Origin of the sequence: Mongoliibacter sp. (assembly GCF_007692705.1) — a bacterium.
Classification (GTDB): Bacteria; Bacteroidota; Bacteroidia; order Cytophagales; family Cyclobacteriaceae; genus Mongoliibacter.
Map to the genome: position 1 here is coordinate 21,448 of NZ_REBN01000122.1, position 6,767 is coordinate 28,214.

Genomic DNA, 6,767 nt, shown 5'->3' on the forward strand with positions numbered 1-6,767 from the left:
AAAACCTGCCAGGTTAATCTGGCAGGTTTTTTTAATTATCGCTGTTGAAATTCTCTCAGCTTGACTTGGGTGAATTTCCTTTTGGTATCCAATGGGAAGTCACCCTTCATCATCCAATCATAATAGCCAGGCTCCTCTTTTAATACTTGAGCAATAGGCTTACCTTTTTGTTTTCCAAAATTGAAGCACTCCACGCCTTCATCATTGAAAATAAACCTGCCTGCCAAATCCACCATTTTCTCATTAAGTATTGAATGGATCTTTTTCATGTCATTTTCAAAAATCCCCAGTTTATTTCCTTGTAAATCTTCAGCTTCTTCACCTAGGTATCTTTCTACCTGTGCCTCAAAAACCTCATAAGATGCAATGGTATCTGCTTCAGCTGAATGGGCATTTTCCAAATTTTTACCACAGTAAAATTTATAAGCAGCCGTAAGGTTCCTTTTTTCCATCATGAAAAATATCTTCTGAGAATCCAGGATATTTCTTTTTTCAATGTCAAAATCAATACCAGCCCTCAAAAACTCCTCAACCAATAGAGGAATATCAAATTTCAATACATTGAAACCCGATAAATCTGCTCCAACTAAAAACTGATGAAGTTCTCTTGCTATCTCTTTAAAAGTCGGTGCATCTTTTACGTCTTCATCATAAATGCCGTGAATCAGAGAAGTCTCTTTGGGAATGGGTATAGTAGGGTTTATGAGAAGTGTTTTTGTTTCCTTTTTACCATCCGGATGAAGTTTGAGTATTGAGATTTCCACAATACGATCAGTAGATATATTTATTCCAGTTGACTCTATGTCAAAAAATGCAATGGGGTTTTTTAGATTTAAATTCATGTCAAAATTTATTGATTGATTTTTGATTTTAGATAGCTCAAGTCCATATCATCATAATTGCCTGAGCTCATCAGCAATAGATTGGTACCCTTATAGTCCTGATTTTCAAGAAAGGATTTCAGTTTTTCAATTTCAGTAAAAAGAATGAGATCTTCTCTTTGGAACGCAGTCCTTAAAGTGGCTTCATCCATAAGTTCCAATTTTTTCAAAGATACAGCTTTTGGATTTAAATAGATAATAGATAAATCTGCCGCATCCATGCTGCCAGCATAATTCCCAACAAAGTCCTTGTTCAGGGAGCTATAGGTATGTAATTCCTGAACTGCTATTAGTCTTCTTTTAGGAAACTGATTTTTTACTGCATCTGCAGTTGCCTTTAATTTGGAGGGTGCATGGGCGAAGTCTCTGAAAAGAATGCTGTATTCTGATTGGGCCAAAATCTCCTGTCTTTTTGCAGCACCTTTGAATACTTTAATAGCCTCGTAAAATGCTTCTTTTTTTAAACCAAGCGCAATACATACTTCTAATGCTCCCATCAAATTTTGCAGGTTATGCTCTCCAAAAATCGAGATGGGAATTTTGCTTTGATCTGTCAACAGGAAGGTTTTGCCATCCTTGATTTCATAAGGGTGTGCCTTGTAGGGAATGAGGTCAAATGGTTTCTTGGTTTGAGATTCTCCTATGCCTCGGACATGAATATCCTCTTCACAATAGATAAATGTGCCATCCTGCGGCGTCATTTCAACAAGTTTTTCAAATTGTTCTTTGTAATACTCAAAAGTTGGAAAAACATTGAAATGGTCCCATGCTATTCCGCTCATAAGTAAAATATCATGGTAATAATGGAAAAACTTGGGCCTTCTATCCAAAGGAGAGGTGAGGTACTCGTCACCTTCTATTATAATAATAGGTGCATCAGATAGTCTAACCATAAGGTCGAATCCATCGATCTGTGCACCTACCAAGTAGTCAAAATCCTGTTTGTGAAAATTCAGCACATGCAATATCATTGCAGTAATCGTAGTTTTTCCATGCGAACCGGATATTACCACTCTCTTTTTTTCTTTGCTTTGGTCAAAGATGAATTCAGGAAAGGAATATACAGGTATGCCCAGCTCTTTTGCCTTTACCAATTCAGGATTTTCCAGTCGGGCATGCATACCTAAAATAATTCCATCCAGTTTTTTATGGATTTTTTCTGGAAACCAACCTTTTTCCTCGGGTAGAATTCCTGCTTTTTGTAATCTGGATCTGGATGGTTCATAGATTTCATCATCAGACCCACTTACTGAATGTCCTTTTTGGTGAAGGGCTAGTGCCAGGTTGTGCATTACCGCACCTCCTATGGCAATAAAATGATAGTTCTTACGCATTGCTTAGTAAAAGTTAAAACCCAAATGTAAGCATATGGTCTAATAGACTATACCATTTCTATTAAAAACTCAAGTTTCACTATTTTCTATCATGAATTTATCAATAATTGTAATTTGCTTCGTTTTCTATTTGAAGTTCCTAGATTTATGTACCAAAAAGCTTTGGTGAAAATTAATTTTAAGAACTAATTGGTATAAAACTGATAATCAGCAGTAATTGAGGCATTGTGGATATCTGGTGAATAACTTGTTTAAAAACTCTTGCATAAAGCCGTTACATTTGTTTCCATGGCAGAAAATCAATTCAGCAACCCCAACAGAATTACAGGTAAAAGAAAACCTGATTTAAACTTAAGTTCAGGAATGGGAAAATTGCCTCCTCAGGCAATTGACCTTGAGGAAGCTGTATTGGGAGCATTGATGCTGGAAAAGGATGCCTTGACTGCCGTAGTAGACATCCTGAAGCCCGAAAGCTTTTACAAGGAGGCCCATAAAGCTATATATACTGCAATTCTGGATCTTTTTGCAGATAGCCAACCCATCGATCTCCTTACCGTTACCAACCAACTTAGGAAAAACGGGCAGCTTGAACTCGCAGGGGGAGCATTTTTCATTACGGAACTGACTTCAAAAGTATCTTCTGCTGCAAATATTGAATTTCACGCCAGGATTATAACTGAGCAATCCATGAAACGTGAAATGATAGGTATTGCTTCTGAGATTCAAAAGGATGCTTACGAAGACACTACAGATGTTTTTGAGTTGCTTGACAAAATGGAGCAATCTCTTTTCGAAATTTCGGAAAAAAACATCCGTAAGAATTACTCCAATATGAGGGACATCATGAAAGAAGCCATCATAGAATTGGAGTCCAAAAAAGGTCAAAAAGATGGTCTTACAGGTGTTCCAAGTGGATTTACAGCTTTGGATAGGGTCACATCGGGTTGGAAAAAAAATGAGCTTGTAATCATAGCGGCACGACGTCATATGGTTAAAAGGGATTTTGTATTGTCTGTACTGAGAAATGCAGCTGTCGATCATAACAGACCGGTAGCCATTTTCTCTCTGGAGATGTCCTCTATTCAGCTTGTCAACAGGTTGATATCTTCTGAGGCTGAACTTGATTCAGAAAAAATTAAAAAAGGAAACCTCGCAGATTATGAGTGGGAGCAATTGATTCACAAAACCGGGAAACTTTCCAAGGCACCATTATTTGTGGATGATACACCAGCATTGTCCATATTAGAACTCAGGGCAAAATGTAGAAAACTAAAAGCCCAGCATGATATCCAAATGGTGGTGATTGATTACCTTCAGTTGATGTCAGGAGATTCCAAAGCTGGCGGTCAAGGAGGCAACAGGGAACAGGAAATTGCAAGTATTTCCAGGGCTTTGAAAAAAATTGCCAAGGAATTAAGTATTCCCGTGATTGCTCTTTCACAGTTATCAAGAGCTGTAGAAACAAGGGGAGGGGATAAAAGACCTCAATTATCCGATTTGAGGGAATCAGGAGCTATTGAGCAAGATGCTGATATGGTAATGTTCCTTTACCGTCCCGAATATTATGGGATTACAGAAGATGAAAATAGCAACTCTACATTAGGAGTGGGAGAGGTGATAATAGCAAAGCACAGAAATGGTTCTTTGGAAAATGTTAAACTTAGGTTTATAGGTAAGTATACGAAATTCACCGATTTAGAAATGAACGTGCCTTATCAACCTCAAGAAGCGCTTTATGGTAGTAAATTCCCCTCTTCAAGTGGTTCGCAGGATTTTGATTCCGGAAACACAATAAGGCTACAGAGTAAGGCTAATGGTGGTGATAGCGATTCTTCATTCCCTGGAAGCATGGGCAGCAATGAACCTGCTCCTTTTTAGGAATTTATTTACATTATTAAGGTCTAATCAAAACTTTTACTTTTTTAGCTGTGTTAATTTTGTAGTTTTAGTACATGAGCCATACACCTGGTCTTTAATTTTCAACCTTTTAAAAACTTCAAATTGAAAGCTTTAGTTTTAGATAGAAATTCAACTGATAAAATTAGAATAGCAGATGTTTCACTTCCTAAGCTTGAAGATCATCAGGTAAGAATTCAAATCAAGTCAAGTGCATTAAACCATAGGGATGAGTGGTGTAGGCAGGGGCTTTATCCTAATCTTCAGGATGGAGTAATCCTGGGGTCTGATGGGGCTGGAATTGTTAAGGAAGTTGGATCCAAAGTGGACAGTAAATGGATAAGTCAAGAGGTCATTGTAAATCCTGCGATAAATTGGGGTGAAAATGAGAAGGTTCAAGCTACAGATTTCAAAATTCTGGGCATGCCTGATCATGGTACTATATCTGAATCCCTTGTTATATCCTCAGACAGGTTGCGTCATAAACCGCTTCATTTAAATTGGGATGAAGCAGCAGCTTTGCCACTTGGAGGGCTAACAGCCTATAGAGCATTGATGGTACAAGGTAAGGCCAAACCTGTAAAAAAAATACTTGTCACCGGGTTTGGTGGGGGAGTAGCGCAGTTAGCTGTTCAATTTGCATTGGCACTTGGAGCAGAGGTATATACCAGTAGCAGCAGTGAACATAAGTTAAATCAAGCCAAAAAACTTGGTGTCGCAGGAGTGTTTAATTACACGAACCAAGATTGGGCCAAGGAGGCATTAAAAGCAACGGGAGGTTTTGACCTGATAATAGATAGCGCTATGGGTAAAACCCTTGACAACTTGATCAATGTTTGTGCTCCAGGTGCAAGGATTGTGTTTTATGGTGCTACATTAGGCAATCCTGAGGGTTTCAATACCAGAAAAGTCTTCTGGAATCAAATCAGGTTAATAGGTAGCACTATGGGTTCAGATTCGGATTTTGAAAATATGATGAGGTTTGTGGAAGAGCATAAAATCAAACCGATTATCGACGATGTTTTTAATTTAGAAAATGCAGTAAAAGCATTTGATAAAATGAAATCAGGTAGTCAACTGGGCAAACTTGTCATTAAAATCTCCTAGTCTTCCTCAAAGTCATATTCAAAAAGGAAATTTTGATAGCTGTTTTTCAATTCCCTAAGTGTATTTGCTTCCTTCTGTGTTTCCGCAAGCGCAATTCCCTTAAGGTAAATGGAATTCGCTAGAGAAAGCAGATTCATTTCAGCAAAAAACTCAGCTGATTGATAATAGGTAGGAAGGTAATCCGGAAATGACTCAAGCAGTTTTGAAAAATATGCTTCTGCCTTTTCTTTATTAAGTTCTTTGTATTCTAAGGCCAATGCATACCAATTGAAAGGGTTTTGTGGTTCTTGTTCCGCAAATAATTCCAGCATTTCCACTCGGGACATTTTGCTCATGAAATCTTTTTTTAATTATGGCCTAATCACTAAATTCACGCAATTTAAAAATAAATAACCTAAATATTCATAGATGAAGATTCTAGTTTGTATTACACACGTACCGGATACCACATCCAAAATACAATTTACTGATAACAACACTAAATTTGACAAAAACGGTGTTCAGTTTATTATCGGTCCTTATGATGATTATGCACTTGCAAGAGCGGTTGAGCTTAAGGAATCATTAGGAGCCTCACTGACCGTGCTTAATGTAGGAGAAGCTGAGACTGAACCTACTTTAAGGAAAGCTCTTGCAATCGGAGCTGATGATGCCATTCGGGTAAATGCATTCCCCACAGATGCACTTTTTGTTGCCAAGCAAATCGCAGCTATTGCCAAAGAAAATAATTATGACCTTATCCTAATGGGTAGAGAATCTATAGATTTCAATGGGGGAATGGTTCATGGTATGGTTGGAGAGCTTTTGGGAATGCCCTCTATTTCACCGGTAATGAAACTCGATATTGATGGAGACAATGTTAAAATGGCAAGAGAAATAGAAGGTGGAAAAGAATATCTGGAAGCAAAATTGCCTTTGATAGCAGGTTGTCAAGAACCTATTGCAGAATGGAAAATTCCAAATATGAGAGGGATTATGTCGGCACGAACAAAACCCCTAAATGTAGTTGAAGCTAAGGACAGTGAAGTGGCTACAAATGTCACTGTATTCCAACTTCCTCCTGCTAAAGGTTCAGTAAAATTGGTAGACAAAGACAATGTAGAAGAGCTGGTAAAACTGCTGAAAAATGAAGCAAAAGTGCTTTAAGTAAAATTATTTAATAATCTGAAAATAAGATAAATATGTCAATTTTAGTATATATAGAACACGCTGAAGGAAGTATTAAAAAGACCAGTTTGGAAGCAGTTTCATATGGTAAGGCACTTTCTGATAAGATATCAGGGGGAGACGTCATCGCTGTCGCATTAGGAACAATAGCTGATGATGCACTGGCCGTGGCAGGTACTGCTGGAGCTTCCAAGGTAATTCATGTGTCAGACGAAAAACTGGATGCTGGCGTAATACAGGCGCACGCAGATGCCGTTGCTCAGGTGTACAAACAAGTTGGTGCCAATACACTGGTATTGTCCAAGTCTTCCTTGGGAGATGCAGTTGCCGCGAGACTAGCTGTGAAATTGGATGCAGGTTTGGTTTCCAACGTTGTCGACTT

At 38.1% G+C, this 6,767-nt stretch carries 6 protein-coding genes and 1 pseudogene; 4 read left to right on the forward strand and 3 right to left on the reverse strand.

Annotation, left to right across the window (positions count from 1 at the left end):
* Positions 1–35: 35 nt before the first annotated feature.
* Together EA341_RS05960 and murC are read right to left on the reverse strand one after the other, a co-directional pair.
* The gene (locus tag EA341_RS05960; protein WP_293012304.1) at positions 36–842 is read right to left on the reverse strand and encodes a 3'-5' exonuclease; all 807 of its coding nucleotides are present in this window, start codon (positions 840–842) and stop codon (positions 36–38) included.
* A gap of 8 nt (positions 843–850) precedes the next feature.
* Complete coding sequence (murC, locus tag EA341_RS05965) at positions 851–2,215, reverse strand: Mur ligase domain-containing protein (RefSeq protein ID WP_293012306.1); 1,365 nt, start codon at positions 2,213–2,215, stop codon at positions 851–853.
* A 288-nt stretch (positions 2,216–2,503) separates the two neighbouring features.
* On the opposite strand from murC, the gene dnaB reads away from it, so the two are divergent.
* Entirely contained in the window at positions 2,504–4,093 is a 1,590-nt protein-coding gene (dnaB, locus tag EA341_RS05970) for a replicative DNA helicase (protein ID WP_293012313.1), read from the forward strand.
* Positions 4,094–4,216: 123 nt separating this feature from the next.
* On the forward strand, positions 4,217–5,218 hold the full coding sequence (locus EA341_RS05975; protein WP_293012307.1) for a zinc-binding dehydrogenase: 1,002 nt from the start codon (positions 4,217–4,219) through the stop codon (positions 5,216–5,218).
* Here the strand turns inward: EA341_RS05975 and EA341_RS05980 are convergent.
* On the reverse strand, positions 5,215–5,553 hold the full coding sequence (locus EA341_RS05980) for a tetratricopeptide repeat protein (protein ID WP_293012309.1): 339 nt from the start codon (positions 5,551–5,553) through the stop codon (positions 5,215–5,217). The two genes, EA341_RS05975 and EA341_RS05980, sit on opposite strands and share 4 nt — an antisense overlap.
* 73 nt (positions 5,554–5,626) lie before the next feature.
* On the opposite strand from EA341_RS05980, the gene EA341_RS05985 reads away from it, so the two are divergent.
* Positions 5,627–6,364 carry an electron transfer flavoprotein subunit beta/FixA family protein gene (locus tag EA341_RS05985; RefSeq protein WP_293012311.1) on the forward strand — a complete coding sequence of 246 codons (738 nt, stop codon included), beginning with the start codon at positions 5,627–5,629 and terminating at the stop codon, positions 6,362–6,364.
* 35 nt (positions 6,365–6,399) lie between these two features.
* Positions 6,400–6,767: pseudogene (locus tag EA341_RS05990) on the forward strand (electron transfer flavoprotein subunit alpha/FixB family protein); the annotation flags it as partial.

Coding starts and splice junctions, on each gene's coding strand:
- EA341_RS05980 (WP_293012309.1), bottom strand. CDS start 5,553: ATGAGCAAAATGTCCCGAGTGGAAATGCTGGAATTATTTGCGGAACAA.
- murC (WP_293012306.1), bottom strand. CDS start 2,215: ATGCGTAAGAACTATCATTTTATTGCCATAGGAGGTGCGGTAATGCAC.
- EA341_RS05960 (WP_293012304.1), bottom strand. CDS start 842: ATGAATTTAAATCTAAAAAACCCCATTGCATTTTTTGACATAGAGTCA.
- dnaB (WP_293012313.1), top strand. CDS start 2,504: ATGGCAGAAAATCAATTCAGCAACCCCAACAGAATTACAGGTAAAAGA.
- EA341_RS05985 (WP_293012311.1), top strand. CDS start 5,627: ATGAAGATTCTAGTTTGTATTACACACGTACCGGATACCACATCCAAA.